We start from the raw sequence: 18048 nt of genomic DNA, 5'->3' as shown, positions 1-18048 counted from the left end.
GAACACAAGGAGCGGGACCGATGGACGGACCGGGCGTGCGGCGCGTCGTGGCCGGGGTGAGTGGTTCGCTGGGGAGTCTGACGGCGCTGCACCGGGCCGCCGCCGAGGCCCGTCTCCACGGCGGCGAACTGCGGGCCGTCCTGGCCTGGGAGCCGCCCGGCGGCGACATCGTGCACCGCGGCGGACCGTGCCCGGCGCCGCTGGCCGCCTGGCGCCGGATGGCCTGCACGCGGCTGCTGACCGCGCTGGAGGACGCCTTCGGCGATGCCGGGCCCGGCGTGCCCCTGGAGTGTCTTGTGGTGCTCGGAAAACCGGGCGCGGTGCTGGTGGAGGCCGCCGACCGGAGCGACGATCTGCTGGTGGTCGGGGCCGGCGCCCGCGGCAGGCTGCGGCGGGCCGTGTGGCCCTCGGTCGCCCGCCACTGCCTCGCCCGGGCCCGCTGCCCGGTGCTGGCCGTACCGCCCTCCGCCCTGCACGACAGCTTCGAGGCCGCGCACCGCCGTAACATCTGGAAACTCCCGCTCGACACATGGGAGTTGACGGAGTGACGAGCAGGCTCCCGACCTGCGCCGCCGTCCCTCCCCGCCCCGCCGTGCGCCGTCCCGACTGAAGGCCCGACTGAAGGGGGGACGAGTGGGTACACGAGGGCCACCGTTGATCAGTGGCGAAGGGATGAGGCGCGCATGGTGAGGACCGATGAGTTGAGCGTCGAGGTGTCCGTCATCGATCCGCAGGTGGCGGTCGTGGTCGTGCAGGGCGACCTCGACGCGGAGACCGGCACCATGCTGCACCACCAGCTCGCCAACCAACTGGTGCACGGCCGGCAGCATCTGGTGCTTGACCTGCGGGCGGTCCCGTTCATGGACTCCTCCGGTCTGAACGTTCTGATCCGGGCGTGCAACGACACCAAGCGGGTGGACGGCAGCCTGCGGCTGGCCGCGGTCTCCCCCGTGGTCCTGCGCCTCCTCGACCTCACCGGCCTCAGCGTCTCCATGCCGGTGCACGCCAGCCCCGAGGAGGCGCTCTTCGCGCTCGCGGCGGCCTCGCTGCCGCAGGGGTCGCAGCCCGGTACGGAGACCGGCACGGAGCCCGGCCCGGACGCCGTGGAGTGAGCGGGGGCGCGGGCGGCGGCCGGCCCCGACCGCTGCGGGCGACGAGCAGGTGATCATGAGACGCAGGTCACGTGCATGGAAGTGTTCATGGTGGGTAGGCGAGCGCTGCGCGTCCGCGTGGGCCGGGCGCGCGGGGAGGGCATGATGACCACCGTCGTGAACGACACCGCTACCGAGCAGCACTCCGACCTGGCCGCCGCACTGCCGGAGGTGGAATGCCCGAGCGCGGTGGCTCCGAGGGACGCGCGGGAGCTGTCGCGGCAGTTCTTCGACCGGCTGCGGTTCCTGGAGGAGGGCACGCACGAGTACCAGTACGCGCGGAACACGCTCATCGAGATGAACATGTCGATGGTGCGCTACGTGGCGCGCCGTTACCGCAATCGCGGCGACGACATGGAAGACATCATCCAGGTCGGCACGATCGGGCTGATCAAGGCCATCGACCGCTTCGACCTCTCCCGTGAGGTCGAGTTCTCCACGTTCGCCGTGCCGTACATCCTCGGCGAGATCAAGCGCTTCTTCCGTGACACCGGCTGGGCGGTGCACGTCCCGCGCCGGCTCCAGGAGCTGCGCAGCGATCTGGCGAAGGCCAAGGAAGCGCTCCACCTCCGGCTCGACCGCGACCCCACGGTCCACGAGCTGGCCACCCATCTCGACCTGTCCGAGGAAGAGGTCATCGAGGGGATCGTCGCGGCGAACGGCTACTCCGCCGGCTCGCTGGACACCCCCACCGACCCCGATCCCTCCCACCAGCGCCGCGCCCTGGCCGACGTGCTGGGCGAGGAGGACCCGGCCATGGGGGCCGTCGAGGACCTCCACACCCTCGCGCCGCTGCTGCAGCAGCTCGACGCGCGCGAGCGCCAGCTGATCGAGCTGCGCTTCGGCCAGGAGATGACCCAGTCCCAGATCGGCGAGGAGCTGGGCGTCTCCCAGATGCATGTCTCGCGGCTGCTCACCCGCACCCTGACCAAGCTGCGCACCGGGATGCTCAGCGACCGCTGACCGGAAGCGTTGTGTTCGCGGGCGGGCCCCGGCCGAGATGGCCGGGGCCCGCCCGCGGTCGTCGGTGCGGCGGCCGCAGTCGCCGGGCCCGTCAGAGCCGGCGCCACCGGGCCATGGCGAGGGAGAACCCGCCGAACAGGGCGAGGCCCACCGCGACCGCCACCAGCAGCCAGGGGCCGGCGGCGGTGTCGGCGAGGGAGCGGAGCGTGTCGTCCATGCCCTTGGCGCTCCCCGGGTCGTGGTGGACCGCGGCGCGGACGGCGAACACCCCGGCCGCGGCGAACACACCACCCCGGGCCGCGCCGCCCGCGACGCCGAGCACATCGACGGCCTGCCGCACGCGGCGCGGCATCTCCTCCCGCCGGAGGTCCTTGTGGAACCGGCGGCGGGCGGCGCGCACCGCGATCCACGCCCCGGCGACGGCGATGCCCACCCCGGCGGCCGCCACCAGCCACGGACCGGCGGGGAGTTCGAGCGCCCGGGCCGTCGCGTCCCGGGACTGCCGGTCGCTGGACCCGCTGCCGTCGCCCTTGCGGCCCGCGGCGAACGCCAGGACGGAGAACGACACGGTGGCGTAGAAGAGGCAGCGGGCCAGGGACAGCAGCCGCTTGTGGGGCTTGTGCCCGTCGGGTCCCGAGGCGCCGATCAGTGCCTCCGTGAGGCGCCACAGCGCCATCCCGGCCAGTCCGAGGCCGAGTGCCCAGATCAGCGGGCTGCCGAAGGGGCGGGTGGCGATCTCCGCCAGCGCCCCGCCCCGGTCCGCCTGTTCATGGGAGTCGCCGAAGGCGATCCGCAGGGCCAGTACGCCGACCAGGAGGTAGATCACGCCCCGTGCCGCGAATCCGCAGCGCGCCGCGGTGCGGATCGCGGTGCTGCGCGCACCCCGCCGGACCAGGCGCCCGCCCGCATCGGGTATCGCGCTTGTCGCGTCCATGTTGCCTCCTGAAAGCCGCTGCCCCGCCGTCGAGGACGTACTGCCGTCTGCCCCGGGCTCGCGGCGCGAACCCGGAAGCCCACCGGCGGCATGCGGCCGGGGTGCTGCCTGCCCCCGGGCCTCAGATGGCCATCGCCTCCTGGATCCACCGGTTGACCCGGTACGGCAGCCACCACGCCAGCGGTCCGGCGCGGGCGATCAGCCGTTCCGCCAGGAAGTCGGCGGTGATGGACTCGGGCACCGCGGACAGCGGGGCGCCGTACGCCAGCCGGCCGATCGCCTCCCGGTAGCCGGGCTCGTCCGCGGTGAAGCGGCGCAGGTCGCCCCAGCGCCGGTCGCGGATCTGGACGAAGCCCGGGCCCTGGCGCCAGAGGCATTTGCAGAGGTAGTGCTGGTCGCGCCACAGGGCGAGGGCGGCGGCCGGGTCGGCGGGGCCGGTGAGGGTGCGGGGCGGCTGGAGGTGGCTGAGGTCGCGCCAGCCGTCGTCCGGCTCGGCCGGCAGCCGCAGCTGCCACTGGACGAGAACCGCACGAGCCGTCAGATCCCGTATCAGGCACAGATGTTGGACCGCTTGCGCGGCGGCGCCGGGATCGTCGACGGTGGTCAGGTCGATCTCCTCGGCGAACCGCACCCGGCGTACCCCGAGTTCCCACAGCCGGTCGGCCTGCTCCTCCGGCGGGCCGGCCGGATCGAGGGGGCCCAGACTCATGCCCGGCAGGGTGCAGGCGGCCTCGTCGTAGTCGCGCCAGGCGCTGAGCACGGGTCCGGTGGGGGTGGCGGTGGTGTGCATGGTGTCTCCTCGGGGACCGGCGTCAGACGTGGGCGACGGTGCGGGCGGTGTCGTCCGGCTGCTCCTGCGGGGCGGCGACGGCATGGGTGTGGCGCATGAAGTCGAGGCGCAGCAGGTCCTCGTTGACCGCGGCGGGGGCCAGATGGACGTACTGGCCGCCGTCGGTGAAGACCAGCCCGAGCGTCACCCAGTGCTGGAGGAGGGCGTGGACGGCGGCCTCGTCGACGGTGCGGTCCGGCAGCCGCGCGGCGAGTTTGCGGGTCAGCGCGGCGGGGGCGTGCGGCTGGTCGAGGAGGCGGAAGGCCGCGGTCTCCAGGGGGTCGGTGAGTTCCCGCGCGCCCCAGTCGAAGGCGCGCCGGCGGCTGACCAGCACGATGCGGTCGCCGAGGTCGGCGTGGGTGAGGCGGGCGTCGGCGTGGTGCTTCTTCCAGGCGCCGAGGGCGTCGTTGAGCGCGGTGACGGTGGGCTCGGTGATGCCGCGTTCGGGCGCCTCGAAGACGTAGGCCAGGTCCAGCAGTTCGGACTCGGGCAGGTCGTAGGTGAAGCGGTAGTGCTCCTCGGGGCGCAGTCCGGTGAAGCCGAGTTCGGGCCGGTTGAAGTAGGGGCTGAAGCGTTCGATGGCGATGCGGGCGGACAGGTCGACCGGTGGGTTGAGGTGTTCCAGGGCCGGTATCTGGGCGATGACGGGCTCGTAGTCGGCGGCCGTCTCGCCGGGGAAGCCGTGCAGGTAGTTCCAGGAGACGGACAGGCCGGTCTCGGCTCCGTCGCGGAGCATCCGGACGTTCTGGCAGCCGCTCACGCCCTTGTCCATCAGGTCGAGCACCCGGCTGTTGAGGCTCTCGATGCCGGGCTGGACGTAGATCATTCCGGCCTCGGCGAGGGTGCGCAGCTGCGCCCGGCGCATATTGGCCTTGATCTCGATGTGCATCCGCAGGTCGTAGCCGCTGTCGATGATGCGGGGCAGGACGGTGGTGAGGTAGCCCATGTCGAGGATGTTGTCGACGAGGTACATGTCCAGCACCCGGTGGCGGCGGGCCATCTCCATGATCTCTTCGTAGAAGGTCTCCGGGCTCTTGCTGCGGAACTGCATGAAGGAGCCGTTGAGGCCGCAGAAGGTGCAGTGGTGCTTCTCGCCCCACCAGCAGCCGCGGGCCCCCTCGACGACGAGCTTGGGCTCCACCCAGTTGCGCGCCACCGACGAGGCCAGCCGCTCGAAGTAGCCGCTGTAGTCGGGCGGGAGGATGGTCGCGGGCGGCAGCGGGCTGGTGCTCATCGCGTTGGCGGTGCTGGTGCCGTCGGGCTGCCGGTGGCAGAGCCCGGGGACGGCGGACAGCTCGGTGCCCTCGTCGAGGGCGGTCAGCAGCTGTGGGAAGGCGGCCTCGCCCTCGCCGCGGACCACGAAGTCCAGGAAGGGGAAGTTGCGGTGCGCGGCGGCGCCCTGCTCGGCGTCGCAGTTGGCGCCGCCCATGACGGTCTTGATGTGCGGGGCGAGGCGTTTGACGTACTTGGCGGCGGCCAGCGCGGCGGTGTTCTGCTGGAAGGTGGAGGTGAAGCCGACGACATCGGGGCCGGCCGTCACGATCCGCTCGGCGATCTGCTGGACGAACTCCGGTACCACGGCGTGCAGTTCGTGGGACATCCGCAGCCGTTCGGCGCGCAGTTTGCCCTTCATGGAGGTGGAGAACTCCTCGGCGCGCCACGTCGGGTCGTCGTAGAGGGCGGAGGAGAACACCCAGTCGCCGCAGCCCATGAAGTACGAGGAGAGCGCGTAGAACTGGTAGTCGTCCCCGGTGAAGGTGCAGCGCCGGGTGATCCAGTCGGTGAACTCCAGGTTGGCGTGCAGGACCTCGGCGTGCCCGGAGGTGCGCTCGTCGACGCTTCTTCGCAGGATTCCGAGGGCGAGCGAGGGCAGATCGATCGGGGACCAGGGCATGTTGACCAGCAGGACGCGCATAGCGGCTCCACGTACGACGGCGGATGGGGCGGGAGACGGCCGGCGGCCGGCCGGTGCGGTGCACGGTCCGGCCGGCCCGGGTGGCGCCGGGCCGGCCGGGGAGGGTCAGTCCTCCTCGGTGTCCTCAGCGGTGCGGAACGGCACGGTCACCGTGATGCCGATGCCCGGCCGGCGGTTCTCCTCGTCGCCCTCGAGCGGGTCGTTGTGGATGATGTCCTTCTGCATGGCGGTTCTCCTCTTCTGGCGGATTACGGAACATGCGTCGTGCACTCCGGGGCACCGGATGGTGCGGTGTCCCCGAAGACCCCGTCCGCTGGGGAACGGGGAGTTCGACGGGCCGCGGGGGCGCGGCGCAGATGCCGGTCCAGGAAGCCCATGGCGCGCCGCAGGACGGCGACATGGTGGGCGCCGGTGTATCCGTCGTGGCCGGTCTCCAGCCACTCGGACTCGTGCGGCACCCCGGCCTCGCGCAGCGCCGTGAGATAGCCGCGTACCTGGCCGGGCGGGCATTTGGCGTCGAGGGTGGCGGCGATCACCAGCAGCGGGGCACGGACCTCGGCGGCGTGGTGCAGGGGTGAGCTGCGGGCGTAGCGTTCGGGGACCTCGTCGGGGGTGCCGCCGAACAGCCGCTCGTCCAGGGCCCGCAGCGCGGGGGTGCCGGTGCGGTGTGCCGCCGCGCAGTCGGCGACCGGTTTGACGGCGACCCCGGCCTGCCACAGGTCCGGCCGGGTGCCGAGCGCCAGCAGCGTCAGATAGCCACCCCAGGAGGTGCCCCACAGGCCGATCGCGTCCGCGCGGGCCAGGTCGCGGCGCAGCAGGTCGGCCCGGACCGCGACGAGGTCGGCGACCTGGGTGAGCCCGACGCCCTCGCGGTACGCGGCGCGCCAGCGGGGTCCGTAGCCGGTGGAGCCGCGGTAGTTGACCCGGGCGACCGCGAATCCGGAGGCGACCAGGGAGTGCACCTCCGGGTCGTAGGCGTCGCGGTCGTGGTCGGCGGGGCCGCCGTGCACCAGGAACACCAGCGGGGGCCGCCGGCCGGCACCGGCGGTGTCCGGCTCGCTGAGCAGGGTGTGCACGGGCCCGTCCGGGCCGGGGGTCCACAGTTCGCGGTGCCGGCCCGGGGTACGGGCGGGCAGGGTGGCGAGCGCCGGGAGCCGGGTCCCCGCGGTGGAGCGCATCTGCGGCGGGGTGGCCGTATCGGTCCAGAGGCAGTGCACGTCGTCGCCGGGGCGGGGGGCCGCGTCGAGGAGGGTGCCGGGCGGGGTGGGCACCGGGGCCAGGGAGCGCAGGTCGAGGTCGGCGGCGGCGAGGGTGGAGCGGCCGTGGCGGTCCTGGCGGACCAGGACCCGGCGCCCTTCGGGGTACCAGCGCGCGGTGATCTCCGTGTCGAAGCGGCACCAGTCCTGGGCCCGCAGTCCCGCGCCGGGCCGCCAGGTGGCGAGCCGGTAGTGGTCGTCGACCTCCTGGACCAGCAGCAGTTCGGTGGCCGCCGGAGTCGGCGCGAAGCCGAGTGCCCACAGCCGGCCGGTGCGTCCTGACAGGGTGTCGAGCGGTGTTCCGGCGCAGGTGAGGAGGGTGACCGCGCGTTCGGAGGCGGCCGCTCCGGTCAGCGCCAGCAGTCCGCCGGACGGTGAGATGCCCGCCAGGAGCGCATGGCCGTCGACGGTGTGCACCGCCCTGGCCGGGCCGCCCGCCGTGCCGAGGTGGACGGTCATGCCCTGGCCGTCGCCGAGGCCGATGGCCACCGTTCCGGCGTGGCTGACGGCGAGTCCGTGCGGCAGGCCCGGGGGCAGGCCGGTCAGCCCGGGCCGGTGCGGTCCGCCGTCGAACTCCTGGAAGTACCACCGGCCGGTGCCGCGCCGGTCCTCGGCGAACCACCACACCCGGGCGTCGGCGTCGAGGGCGCAGTGCAGGGTGCCGTCCGGGCTGTCGGTGACCTGGCGGGCGGTGCCGGTGGCGGCGTCCCAGGTGAAGATCTCGCAGCGGCCGCCGGCGTCCGCGGCCAGCGCCATCCGGGCCGGGTCGCGCGGGCAGACCTCGGGCAGCGCCGGCCGGTAGACCCGGAAGCCGGTGACGGTGGGCGGGGCCGCGGCGGGGCGCGGCGCGTGCGGGCTCATGCGGGCTCCTCCCCCGGGCCGCGGGTGGCGGCCGGTGCCGCTCGCGTCACGTGGAGCGCGAGCACGGCCAGCAGGACGGCGCAGCCGAGGAGGGTGGCGCCGGATCCGGCCCGGTCGGCGGCCAGTCCGGCGAGGGCCGGTGCCAGGGCCGCGGCCGCGCCGGACACGGTGGCCAGGACGGTGCCGGTGCGCGCCTGGAGTCCGGGCGGCGTCACCTGGATGACGCGGGCCTGGAGGGCCACCGTGGCCAGCGGGGTGAGCAGGCACAACAGGCCGAAGAGCAGGCCGAATTGCCAGGCGTCGCGGGCTGCGGCGAGCGCAGCGGCGGGCGGCACCAGCAGCCAGGACACCGCCACCAGCACGGACCCCGGGGAGCGCCGGCCGGCCAGCCGCGGGGCGAGCAGCGCCCCGACCAGTCCGGCCGCCCCGGCGAGGGCGAGGACGAGTCCCAGCCCGGCGGCGCCGCGGCCGTCGTCCTCCAGGGCGAAGACCGTCGTGTAATACAGCGCGACGAGCAGCGCGTTGACCGCCGAGATCCAGACGAGCGCCAGCCGCAGGAAGGGGTCGCGGCGGATCAGGGCCACCCCCGCTCCGGCTTCGGCGGACAGCGTGCGCCAGGTCCGGCGCGGGCCGCCGTCCGTCGGCAGCTGGTCGCGGGGCGCGGACAACTCGGTACGCAGCGCCCGGATGCAGAGCGCGGCGACGGCATACGAGAGGGCGTCGGCGAGGAACGGCAGCCAGCGCCCGGCCTGGAAGAGCAGGCCGCCGAGGGCCGGCCCGAGGACCAGGGCGCCGCGCTCCCCCGCCTGCAGTCGTGCCAGCACCCGCCGGTGCTCCGACGCGGGGCACACCAGGGGGACGGTGCCGAGCGACGCCGCCTCGTAGCAGGAGGTCGCCGCCCGCTCGACGAGGACGGCGCCGAGGAGCACGGCCATCGGCACCGTGCCGGACCGGACGGCCAGCGCGACGCCGGTCATCGCGGCGGCGGACACCAGCGCGGCACCCACCATCACCCGCTTCCGCGCCCCGCGGTCGGCGGGCACCGCGGCGAGCGGGCCGAGGAGCAGGGTGGCGGCCGCGCCGAGCCCGGCGACGGCCCCGACCTCGGCGGGTGTCCGGCCCAGGCTCAGCAGCAACAGCGGCAGGACGAGTCCGGAGGTCTGGCTGCCCAGCGCGTCACAGGTGCCCGCCCACCAGAACAGCCGTATGTCGCGGCGCACTCGGGGCAGCGGCGGGGCGGCCGCCGCCACCGGGGCCGGCCCCGTCACCGGCCCCGGCCCGGGGCCGGTCTCGCACCGCCGGGGCCGAAGGTGACACGGCCGTCCGCCGGAGCCGTCGGTGCCGGCGCCGGGGGTAAGCCGTGCGGTGAGTCGTCCGCGGGGAGTGCCGCTGTGCGCCGTTCCATGCGAAGCCACCTCATATCCGGGAGCCGGCCACGAAGAACGGCCTCACCAAAAGGTCAACTTGCGGAGGAATTGTGTCCGAAGTGTGCCGGAGCTTAGCCAGAGGGTGACACGGGCCACAAGGTGTCGGACGAGGAACACCTTGCGACGTCCGACCGCCCGCCCCTGACGCTCAACGGGCGGGGGCCGCGGCGGCCCGCCGGGCCCCACGACGTCCCGCGCACCGTCGCCCGCCGTCAACTCCCGCCGCAGGGATGCCCGTTACTCCCGCCGGTGCACCCGCGCGAGCAGCAGCACCGTGTCGTCGGCCGGGGCGCTCGGGACCAGGCGGGCCAGGATGCGGTCGGCGGCGGCCTCCAATGAGGCGGGGATCCGGGCGAGTTCGTCGTGGAGTGCGTGCAGGCCCTCGTCGATGTCATGGCCGCGCGCCTCGATGAGGCCGTCGGTGTACAGGGCGAGGACGGCGTCGTCGGGCAGTTGGACCTCCCCCGTCCGGAAGGCGCTGCCGCCGACCCCGAGGGGGACTCCCAGTACGTCGTCGAGGAGTTCGACCCGGCCGTCGGGGTGCCGGACGAGGGGCGGCGGATGCCCGGCGCTGGCGAGCCGGGCGCGCCCCGTGGTGGGGTCGTAGCGGATGTAGAGGCAGGTGGCGAGCTCGATGCCGGCCTCCTGGGCGCACTGGTCGAGTTCGCCGAGCAGCACGGCCGGTTCCTGGTCGTGCCGGGCCAGCGCCTTGGCCGTGATCCGCAGCCGGCCCATCGCCGCGGCGGCCGAGACGCCGTGGCCCATCACATCGCCGACGACCAGCGCGACCCGGTGCTCGGGCAGCCCGATCACGTCGTACCAGTCGCCGCCGACCTCGGTGACGCGGCTGCCGGGCAGATAGCGGTGCGCGAGGTGCAGATAGGGGCTGGGCGCCAGGAAGCTGGGCAGCAGGGCCCGTTGGAGGGTGAGCGCGATGTCCCGCTCCCGGCTGTAGAGCCGGGCGTTGTCCAGGCACAGCGCGGCACGGGAGGCCAGCTCGCCGGCCAGGCTGAGGTCCTGCTCGGTGAAGGCGGTGCGGTCGGCGGAGCGGCCGAAGATGGCGAGCCCCTGGACCGTCCCCCGGGCGATGAGCGGGGCGAGGAGGAGCGTGCTCAGCCCGCTGTGCGCCATCAGCCGGGCGCGCGAGGCGTCGAGCACCGTCCGCGCCAGGAAGTCGTCGTTCACCGTCTCGCAGACGGGGCGGCCGGACCGCAGCATCCGGTGGATGGCCGAGCCCGGCGGGTAGTGCAGCTCCTTCCGCCCGCTGACCAGCTCCGTCGCGGGCGCGGGGAGCACGGTGCCGGAGGCGATGCGGCGGGTGTCCACGGGCAGCGCCGGATCGAACACCTCGCTCTCGCCGCGCCAGTCCACCAGCTCGACGACGGCCCCGTCGCAGAAGTCCGGCACCGCGGCGTCGACCAGTTCCTGGGCGGTGACCTCCACGTCCAGGGTGGTGCCGATACGGGCCGAGGCGCGGTCCAGCAGGGCCAGCCGCTGGCGGCTGGCGGTGGCCTCCACCACGGCCTGCTCCTGGTCGGTCACGTCCACCAGCAGCCCGCCGACGCCGGGCCGGCTGCCGACTGCCTGGGTGAGCGGGAAGAAGCTCACCGACAGCACCGTGTCCCGGTCCGGGTGGCCCCGGGTGCGCATCCCCACCCGGACCCCGCGGACGGTCCTGCCCTCCGTGGCGACCGAGCGGAGCATGCGCTCGTACTCGCCGTCGTCGGAGGTGATCATGATGTCGGCGAGGCGGCGCCCGAGGTGGTCCTCGATGGGCAGCCCGTTCATGTCGGCGAGCGCCTGGTTGAGGTGGCGGTAGCGCAGCTCCTCGTCGAGCATCACCAGGCCGATGGGGCAGGTGGCGAAGAGGGCGTCGAGGAAGGCCAGGTTGGTCTTGACCCGGTCCAGTTCGTCGCCCCGGCTCGCCAGGGCGATCACCACCGTGCGGCCCGCCTCGCCGGTCACCGGGAAGACCCGGAATCCGCAGTCGAAGTCCGCGCCGTCCCGGTGGGTGACGCGCTGGCGGCCGCGCCAGTAGCCCTCGGTGCGGCCGCGCTCGGCCATGCGCGCGCAGACCTCGGCGCCGCCGCCGGCGGATCCGCGGAACAGGAGCGCGCCTGGCCGGGTCAGCGCCTCGGCGGCGTGGTAGCCGAACAGGTCGCGGGCGCCCGGCCCCCAGTAGCAGATCCGGTTGTCGTCATCGATGCCGCACACGGCCACGGCCACGTGCTCCAGCAGCGACCCGGGCTCGGACCAGAGCGGACCGCGGGCCGTCGCGAAGCTCGGCCGATCTGTTGGCACCGGCTTTCCTTCCCGGCCGCCGCGCAGGGAGGCTGGTCCGCTCTGCGCGGCGGAGCGGCTCTCTCAATTCTGCGCCCGTCTCCCGTGTGCGGGCACCTCGGCCCGGCGGGGCCACCCGGACCGCCGCTCACCGACTCACTGGGCCCTCACCGACGGCGACAAAGTTACACAAAGCCCTGTAAAGCCATGCAAAGCGGGCGTAGGCTGACCGGGACGCCGCAGTGCACCGCGAGCGAGCGACGGAGGCGTCGCATGACCGATCCTTTCGGCTTCCTCAAGACCCCCCGTCGGCCGGTCGCGGGCCGCCCCGTCCAGGAGCGGCTGCACGACTGGCACGAGGTCTACGCGGGCCAGGCGCTGCTGCCGCTCATCTCCGAGCAGGCGGGGCGCTGCATGGACTGCGGCATACCCTTCTGCCACAACGGCTGCCCGCTGGGGAACCTCATCCCCGAGTGGAACGCGTACGCACGGCGGGGCGACTGGCGGGCCGCGGCCGAGCGGCTGCACGCGACGAACAACTTCCCCGAGTTCACCGGGCGGCTGTGCCCGGCGCCGTGCGAGGACGCCTGCGTGCTGGCGCTCAACGCCGATCCCGTGACGATCAAGAACGTCGAGCAGGCCATCGCCGACGAGAGCTGGGAGCGCGGCTTCACCGTGCCGCATCCGCCGCAGCGGCTCAGCGGCAAGACCGTGGCCGTCATCGGCTCGGGGCCGGCGGGGCTGGCGGCGGCCCAGCAGCTCACCCGGATCGGGCACACCGTCGCGGTGTACGAGCGCGCCGACCGCGTCGGCGGGCTGCTGCGCTACGGCATCCCCGAGTTCAAGCTGGAGAAGTGGCATCTGGAGCGGCGCATCGCGCAGATGCGGGCGGAGGGCACCAAGTTCCGCACCGGCGTGGACATCGGCCGCGACCTCGACGCCGGCGACCTGCGGAGGCGGTATGACGCGGTGGTCGTCGCCGTCGGCGCCACCGAGCCGCGGGAGTTGCCCGTCCCGGGCCGTGAACTGCGCGGCATCCACCAGGCGATGGAGTATCTGACGCTCGCCAACCGCGTCCGGGAGGGCGACTTCACCGCGCCGCCGCTCACCGCCGAGGGCCGCCATGTGGTGATCGTCGGCGGCGGGGACACCGGCTCGGACTGCCTGGGCACCGCGCTGCGGCAGGGCGCGGCCTCGGTGGTGCAGCTCGACATCAACCCGGAGCCGGGCGACGACCGGCCGGACGCCGAACCCTGGCCCGTCTACCCGAAGGTGTACCGGATCTCGCACGCCCACGAGGAGGCCCGGGGCAGGGCGGGCACCGACCCCCGGCTCTTCGCCTCCGCCACCCTCCGCTTCGAAGGCGACGCGTCCGGCCGGGTGCGCGCGCTGCATCTGACGGAGGTGGAGCCCACGGCGCGGCGGCCGCGGCCGGACACCGAGCGGGAGATCCCGGCGGAACTGGTGCTGCTCGCCCTCGGCTTCTCCGGTCCCGAACGCGGCGGGCTGCTCCACCAGCTCGGACTCGCGCTGGACATCCGGGGGAACTTCGCCCGGGACGGCGGTTTCGCGGCCGAGGCGGCGCAGCACGACGCGTGGCCCGTCCGCAGCAGGACGGACGGGGTGTTCGTCGCGGGTGACGCGGGGCGCGGCCAGTCGCTGGTGGTGTGGGCCATCGCGGAGGGCCGGTCCGCCGCGGCGGCCACCGACCGCTACCTGACCGGGTCCAGCGAACTCCCCTCCCCCGTCTCCGCCGGGGACCGGCCGCTGGTGGCGTGAGGGGCCGCACCCGCGTGGGCGCGACGGTCACGAGGGGTGGACTTGCGGCTCCACCCCGGCGCACGGCTACGGGGAGTGAGAGACGATCAGGTGGATTCCGTAGCCGCCGAGGGCGGCGCAGAGCGCGAAGCAGAGGACCGCGGTGGCCATCGCCAGCGGCGCCGCCACGCCGCCGCGTCCGACCGTGTCCATCCGCGGTCTGCGGGAGCGGGTCAGCGCGACGATCCCGAGCGAGAAGACCACCACGAGCAGGGTGACCATGACCAGGCTGACGACGCAGACCTCGACGAGGCCGTGCCAGTCGATGTGCATGTCCTTGCGCCTCCTTGTGTGCTGCCGCGACGGGGTGGTGTGCCGCCCCGGCGGGACGCCGCGCGTGCTCCGGCCGCGCGGCCGCCGGTGTTGCGGTCACGCCATGAGGTCGTCGGGCTGGTCCTGCTGCGTCTCGGGGACCTCGTTGACGTTCTTCGCGTGCACGGGGTGGCGCCGGGACAGCGCGTACATCCCGCCGACCGCGGCCAGCGCCACCCCCGCCGCCAGCACGAGACCGATGGTGCCGTGCCCGGCCAGCCACGCCGAGCTGCCCCCGACCGCGGCGGCCGCCGGCAGCGTGAGGACCCAGGACACCGCGATCCGGCCGGCGATCCCCCACCGGATCTCGGCCAGCTTCCGGCCCAGGCCGGCGCCGAGGATCCCGCCCGCGCACACCTGCGTGGTCGACAGCGGGAACCCCATGTGCGAGGAGGTCAGGATGACGGTGGTGGCCGTGGTCTCCGCGGTGAACCCCTGGGGCGACTGGATGTCGGTGAGCCCCCGGCCCATGGTGCGGATGATCCGCCAGCCGCCCGCGTACGTGCCCAGCGAGATCGCCAGCCCCGCGCTGAGGATCACCCACCACGGCGGTCCCGCGCCCGGGTCCAGCACATCGGCGGAGATCAGGGCCAGGGTGATCACGCCCATGGTCTTCTGGGCGTCGTTGGTGCCGTGCGCCAGCGCGACCAGCGAGGCGGAGCCGATCTGCCCCGTCCGGTAGGCGCGGGTGACGGGCCCGCTCGGCGCATGACGGGTGATCACATAGGCGAGGTACGTCGCCAGCAGGGCCACCACGCACGCCAGGGCCGGAGAGATCAGGGCGGGGAGCACGATCTTCTCCACCACCTCCCCGAAGTGGACCGCTCCGGCGCCCGCCGCGACCCACACCGCCCCGATCAGCCCGCCGAACAGCGCGTGCGAGGAACTCGACGGCAGCCCGGCGAGCCAGGTGAGCATGTTCCACAGGATCGCCCCGAGCAGCCCGGCGAAGATCATCGTGAGGCTGACCTTGCTGTCGTTCACGATCCCGCCGGAGATCGTCTTGGCGACCGTGGTGGACAGGAACGCGCCCGCCAGGTTGAGGGCCCCGGCGATCAGCACGGCGACCCGCGGAGCCAGCGCCCCGGTGGCGATGGACGTGGCCATCGAGTTGGCCGTGTCGTGGAACCCGTTGGTGAAGTCGAAGGCGAGCGCCGTGACGATCACCGCAATGAGCAGGAGCGAGACGCCACCCACCGGTACCTCCAGTCCCAGAAACGTACCTTCCGGAGGCGCGACGTTACGGGACGTGATGACCGGCGCTCGGCGAGCCTCGCCGTGGGTGGCGGCCGACCACCGCATCAGCCTCATGCTCCGGCCCGGGCACGCGGACGCCGATGGGCCCGGCCGGGGTGTCCGGCCGGGCCCATCGGCTTGTCGGGCGTCGGTACAGCTCAGTTCGGCCCGGGAGGCGGGATCAGTGGCCGCCCTCGTCGACGACGGCGACCTCCTCGATGTTCTGCTCGATCGATTCCTTCGACACCGCGGTGCTGCGGGCCCAGTAGTAGATCCCCAGGGAGAACGCGGTGACGACCGCGATGTCCCACCACAGCGGGAGGGTGCCCTGTCCGCCGAAGCCGCCCAGCCAGGAGATCAGACCCATGCCGATCAGGTAGACGGGAAGCCACTGGGCGGCCTTCCAGTCCAGGCGCGGGGCGTTCGGCAGCTGCTTCTTCGTCGCGTACCAGGCGTAGCTGCCGAGCAGCACATACCCGATGATGATCGCCCAGCCGAGCCGCTGGAGGGTCTCCCAGCCGGCCCAGTAGATGATCAGGCTCGCGACGATGAAGGACAGCGGCGAGATCACGTTGCCGCCGGGCAGCCGGTAGGGGCGCACGTGGTTCGGCAGCCGGTTGCGGAACACCCCGAAGGCCAGCGGGGCGCCGGCGTACATCAGCACGCTCGCCGAGGTGATGAAGGAGACCAGCTCCTGCCAGCTGGGGAACGGCAGGAAGCAGATCACGCCGGTGACGAACGAGATGATCAGGCCGAACCACGGCACGCCGCGGCCGTCGGTCTTCTCGAAGAGCCGGGGCGCGTAGCCGTTCTTGCTCAGGCCGTAGGAGATGCGCGAGGTCGAGGTGGTGTAGATCAGGCCGGTGCCACCGGGAGAGATGATCGCGTCCGCGTACAGCACCCAGCCCAGCCAGCCCAGGCCCACGACGGTGGCCAGTCCGGCCCAGGGGCCGCTGATGCCGGCGTAGTCCAGCTTGGCCCAGCCGTGCACGAAGGACGCCACCGGCAGGGCGCCGATGTAGACCACCTGGAGCAGGACGTAGATGACCGCGCCGATCAGGACCGACCCGATCGTGGCGCGCGGCAGGTCGCGCTTGGGGTTGCGGCTCTCGCCCGCGAGCTGGATGGCCTGCTCGAAGCCGAGCAGCGCGAAGATGATGCCGCTGGTGCTGATGGCGCTGAGCACGCCCTTGGCGCCAAACGGGGCGAAGCCCTGCGAGGTGAAGTTGTGCGGGTGGAAGTTGGTGGCCGCGATGACGAAGATCGCCCCGAGCGGGACGGCGATCTTCCACCAGGTCGCCGCACTGTTGGTGTGCGCCAGCACCTTCACGCCGAGGAAGTTCACCGCGACGAAGATCGCCATCAGGAAGACCGCGACGATGAAGCCGCTCGTGGTGAGCGTCCCGTTCGCGTGCAGGAAGCCCTGGGCCCAGGACCAGTGACCGGCGTAGCCGATCATGGCCTCGACCTCGATGGGGGCCACCGTCGCCGCCTGGAGCCAGGAGAACCAGCCGAACGACATGCCGGCCAGACCGCCGAAGGCGTAGTGCGGGTAGCGCGCCGTGCCGCCGGCCACCGGGAAGAGTCCGCCGAGTTCGGCGTGCACCAGTGCCAGCAGGACGATGGCGACCGCACCGATACACCAGGAGATCAGCGCCGCCGGGCCTGCCACCACGACGGCCTTCTGGGCTCCGTACAGCCAGCCGGACCCGATGATCGAACCGACCGATGCCCACATCAGCCCGATGAGTCCCACATCCCGGCGGAGGGAGCCGGATTCATGTGGCCTGACGGGAGCGATCTCGTCAACGCTTGCCATAAGAGGCCTTTCAAGACAGGACTGGCTCAAAATTTGCCTCAGAGTAGGGAGCATTCAGAGCCCTGCAAAGAGCCATTGACTGAATAGTTATATTCCATGGCGTTCCTTTGGAAAGTCATTACCTAACACTCGACTCGACACTGTGGACATTCCGGAGAATGTGCGCAGAGACGGGCTCCGCAGGCCGATTGCGTAGCACTCAGCAACGATCCGGTCACCGATCCGACCCCGCCGCCACCGCCCACTTGAGGAAATCTTGAGCTTTCTCTTCCGGGCATTGCCGAAACCCGGAAAAGCCCTGCTCCAGCGGCCGGGAATTCGTAACGGATCTTCGCCGGGCCTGCCCCGTACACCCCCTCCCGCCCCCACGACCGGCCAGCCGGGCCCCTCCCCCATGTCGGGCATACCGGCAGATCAGGCGCCCGCGACAGGCCCGGACACGCGGCCCGCACCACCTGGCCCCACCCCCGCACACCCGCTCCCCCGTGCCCGTCACGACGCCTCTCCCGGCAAATAGGGGGACGAGAGACCCAACGGGAAGTAACACCGAAGAAGGGCGGACTCCGCCTGTCCCGGCCCACCCGACGACCACACCCGACCGCCTCCGAAATTCCTCACACCCCGGCCCCCTTCCCCCGAAGAGGCATTCCGAGTTCCGGCCGACCGAAGAGGCGGACGAGTTCTCCCGCGACCTCCCCATAAATGATGTAGATGCCATCAAGACTTTCTCCGCGCAAAGGATTCACCGGAACGTTCGCCGGGAAACCGGGAAGTCCCGGGCCGCACACAACGACCGCCCACGCACGGCCGAGTGGCCGGAAAAATTCCCACGACTCACAACTGGGCTTCCACGCAAGCGACTTGGCGCACCCTTCCGCCACGGCACCCGTCACACATCCGTCACAACATCCCCACACGCCCCTCGCCGGATCCGGATACCGGTCACCTCGGGAGCGGAGCAACTTCGCCGGGCCCGAAGCCCGTTGCCCATGACGCGGACCCGTGTTCGATATCCGGGCACGGAGCGTGGCGGCACCGCCGCCACACCCGCCCGGCGCGGCACCGGCGGCCAAAATGAGCGTCGCACAGCCATGCGATATCCCGGCGTGGTGTTGTCGGGTGCAAGAGTGCGCGGGGTACATATGGAGCATGGCCCGAATCTCCGGCCGCTTCCCGTGGCTAACCTCGGAGCGCAGGTTCACCGGTCGGCACCCGGACGATGACGGTCGGCGTGGCGGCTCGCCGAC

13 protein-coding genes are annotated in these 18048 nt (G+C 72.8%); 4 read left to right on the top strand and 9 right to left on the bottom strand.

Going from position 1 to position 18048, the window contains the following annotated elements; genetic code table 11:
- The first annotated feature begins 20 nt into the window (after positions 1 to 20).
- The 3 genes from IEY78_RS00775 (at position 21) to IEY78_RS00765 (ending at position 2114) form a co-directional block, all read left to right on the top strand.
- Positions 21 to 548 carry a universal stress protein gene (locus tag IEY78_RS00775; RefSeq protein ID WP_189095381.1) on the top strand — a complete coding sequence of 176 codons (528 nt, stop codon included), beginning with the start codon at positions 21 to 23 and terminating at the stop codon, positions 546 to 548.
- A gap of 135 nt (positions 549 to 683) precedes the next feature.
- Positions 684 to 1112: an STAS domain-containing protein gene (locus IEY78_RS00770; RefSeq protein ID WP_189095379.1), complete on the top strand. Its 429-nt coding sequence runs from the start codon at positions 684 to 686 to the stop codon at positions 1110 to 1112.
- Positions 1113 to 1256: 144 nt separating this feature from the next.
- Complete coding sequence (locus IEY78_RS00765; protein ID WP_189095721.1) at positions 1257 to 2114, top strand: RNA polymerase sigma factor SigF; 858 nt, start codon at positions 1257 to 1259, stop codon at positions 2112 to 2114.
- A gap of 91 nt (positions 2115 to 2205) precedes the next feature.
- Here IEY78_RS00765 and IEY78_RS00760 read toward each other — a convergent pair whose 3' ends face one another.
- From IEY78_RS00760 to IEY78_RS00735, 6 genes are all read right to left on the bottom strand, one after another.
- Positions 2206 to 3048, bottom strand: a complete 843-nt coding sequence (locus tag IEY78_RS00760; protein ID WP_189095378.1) for a DUF1206 domain-containing protein — start codon at positions 3046 to 3048, stop codon at positions 2206 to 2208.
- 121 nt (positions 3049 to 3169) lie between these two features.
- Positions 3170 to 3838 carry a DUF5825 family protein gene (locus tag IEY78_RS00755; protein ID WP_189095376.1) on the bottom strand — a complete coding sequence of 223 codons (669 nt, stop codon included), beginning with the start codon at positions 3836 to 3838 and terminating at the stop codon, positions 3170 to 3172.
- A gap of 22 nt (positions 3839 to 3860) precedes the next feature.
- Positions 3861 to 5792, bottom strand: coding sequence for a RiPP maturation radical SAM C-methyltransferase (locus IEY78_RS00750; RefSeq protein ID WP_189095374.1), 1932 nt, complete (start codon positions 5790 to 5792; stop codon positions 3861 to 3863).
- A 248-nt stretch (positions 5793 to 6040) separates the two neighbouring features.
- On the bottom strand, positions 6041 to 7909 hold the full coding sequence (locus tag IEY78_RS00745) for a S9 family peptidase (RefSeq protein WP_189095372.1): 1869 nt from the start codon (positions 7907 to 7909) through the stop codon (positions 6041 to 6043).
- Positions 7906 to 9129 carry an MFS transporter gene (locus tag IEY78_RS00740; RefSeq protein WP_229699605.1) on the bottom strand — a complete coding sequence of 408 codons (1224 nt, stop codon included), beginning with the start codon at positions 9127 to 9129 and terminating at the stop codon, positions 7906 to 7908. The genes IEY78_RS00745 and IEY78_RS00740 overlap by 4 nt, the downstream gene beginning before the upstream one ends.
- Positions 9130 to 9573: 444 nt before the next feature.
- Positions 9574 to 11637, bottom strand: coding sequence for a SpoIIE family protein phosphatase (locus IEY78_RS00735; protein ID WP_189095370.1), 2064 nt, complete (start codon positions 11635 to 11637; stop codon positions 9574 to 9576).
- A 252-nt stretch (positions 11638 to 11889) separates the two neighbouring features.
- Here IEY78_RS00735 and IEY78_RS00730 point away from each other — a divergent pair, with 252 nt between their 5' ends.
- A complete protein-coding gene (locus IEY78_RS00730; RefSeq protein ID WP_189095368.1) occupies positions 11890 to 13395 on the top strand; it encodes a glutamate synthase subunit beta in 1506 nt (501 codons plus the stop codon).
- Between the two features lie 66 nt (positions 13396 to 13461).
- Here the strand turns inward: IEY78_RS00730 and IEY78_RS00725 are convergent, their stop codons facing one another.
- The 3 genes from IEY78_RS00725 to IEY78_RS00715 form a co-directional block, all read right to left on the bottom strand.
- Positions 13462 to 13707 carry a hypothetical protein gene (locus IEY78_RS00725; protein ID WP_189095366.1) on the bottom strand — a complete coding sequence of 82 codons (246 nt, stop codon included), beginning with the start codon at positions 13705 to 13707 and terminating at the stop codon, positions 13462 to 13464.
- Positions 13708 to 13803: 96 nt separating this feature from the next.
- Positions 13804 to 14943, bottom strand: a complete 1140-nt coding sequence (locus IEY78_RS00720; RefSeq protein WP_189095365.1) for an inorganic phosphate transporter — start codon at positions 14941 to 14943, stop codon at positions 13804 to 13806.
- 220 nt (positions 14944 to 15163) lie between these two features.
- Positions 15164 to 16801, bottom strand: coding sequence for an APC family permease (locus IEY78_RS00715; protein ID WP_189095364.1), 1638 nt, complete (start codon positions 16799 to 16801; stop codon positions 15164 to 15166).
- Between the last annotated feature and the right edge of the window lie 1247 nt (positions 16802 to 18048).

This window comes from Streptomyces kronopolitis, from assembly GCF_014646275.1.
Lineage (GTDB): Bacteria > Actinomycetota > Actinomycetes > Streptomycetales > Streptomycetaceae > Streptomyces > Streptomyces kronopolitis.
Note: the sequence above shows the minus strand (reverse complement) of the source record. Positions and strands in the feature narration are given on the sequence as shown.

Excerpts from the sequence above, each read along its gene's own strand:
- IEY78_RS00775 (WP_189095381.1), top strand. The coding sequence starts at position 21 with ATGGACGGACCGGGCGTGCGGCGCGTCGTGGCCGGGGTGAGTGGTTCG.
- IEY78_RS00770 (WP_189095379.1), top strand. The coding sequence starts at position 684 with ATGGTGAGGACCGATGAGTTGAGCGTCGAGGTGTCCGTCATCGATCCG.
- IEY78_RS00765 (WP_189095721.1), top strand. The coding sequence starts at position 1,257 with ATGACCACCGTCGTGAACGACACCGCTACCGAGCAGCACTCCGACCTG.
- IEY78_RS00760 (WP_189095378.1), bottom strand. The coding sequence starts at position 3,048 with ATGGACGCGACAAGCGCGATACCCGATGCGGGCGGGCGCCTGGTCCGG.
- IEY78_RS00755 (WP_189095376.1), bottom strand. The coding sequence starts at position 3,838 with ATGCACACCACCGCCACCCCCACCGGACCCGTGCTCAGCGCCTGGCGC.
- IEY78_RS00750 (WP_189095374.1), bottom strand. The coding sequence starts at position 5,792 with ATGCGCGTCCTGCTGGTCAACATGCCCTGGTCCCCGATCGATCTGCCC.
- IEY78_RS00745 (WP_189095372.1), bottom strand. The coding sequence starts at position 7,909 with ATGAGCCCGCACGCGCCGCGCCCCGCCGCGGCCCCGCCCACCGTCACC.
- IEY78_RS00730 (WP_189095368.1), top strand. The coding sequence starts at position 11,890 with ATGACCGATCCTTTCGGCTTCCTCAAGACCCCCCGTCGGCCGGTCGCG.
- IEY78_RS00725 (WP_189095366.1), bottom strand. The coding sequence starts at position 13,707 with ATGCACATCGACTGGCACGGCCTCGTCGAGGTCTGCGTCGTCAGCCTG.
- IEY78_RS00715 (WP_189095364.1), bottom strand. The coding sequence starts at position 16,801 with ATGGCAAGCGTTGACGAGATCGCTCCCGTCAGGCCACATGAATCCGGC.